This is a genomic window from uncultured Marinococcus sp., assembly GCF_947493875.1.
Lineage (GTDB): Bacteria > Bacillota > Bacilli > Bacillales > Marinococcaceae > Marinococcus.
The window spans coordinates 1-617 of the sequence record NZ_CANLSU010000024.1 but is presented as its reverse complement, the minus strand read 5'-3'; the positions used below and the strand labels follow the sequence as shown (position 1 = coordinate 617).

Annotated in this window: 1 protein-coding gene; it reads left to right on the top strand. The window is 49.3% G+C overall.

Translation table 11 applies throughout. The annotated features are described in order from the left end of the window. Positions 1–105: 105 nt before the first annotated feature. Positions 106–617 (top strand): transposase (locus Q0757_RS16900; RefSeq protein WP_298789290.1); only part of this gene is annotated, 512 nt, incomplete at its 3' end.

Sequence of the window (617 nt, the reverse complement as noted above, 5' to 3'; positions counted from 1 at the left end):
GAGAGCGTAAAATATTTTGTGTAAACGAGCGAACACGAAAAAAGGAAGTCCTTTTCTAGTAGAATGAAGTTAGCCGACCACATTCACAGAAAAGAGGACTTCCCTATGAATAATTTTACTACAGATATTGCTCACGCTCTAGTCCAACATCAGGATGTCAACGAGATCTTCCGATCTCATTTGGAACACGCCGTCAATCAGCTGCTTCAAACCGAATTAACGTCTTTTCTGGATTACGAAAAATACGATGCGGCCGGCATTGGTTCCGGCAATTCCCGCAACGGTACGTACGAGCGCACCCTGAAAACCGAATTTGGAGAGCTGTCGTTGGCGATTCCCCGGGATCGGAACGGTGATTTTCACCAACAGACGGTCGCGCCGTACAAACGGACGAATGACACGCTGGAAGCGTTTGTGATGCATATGTACCACAAGGGAGTCACCACTGCGGAGATCGCCGATCTCCTGGAACGCATGTACGGCCATCATTACACGCCGCAGACCATTTCCAACATGACCCAGACGATGGAAGCCGAAGTGGAGGCGTTTCGATGCCGGCCATTAGCGAAACGCTATGCCTGCATCTATCTGGACGCTACGTTTATCGCCTTAAAACG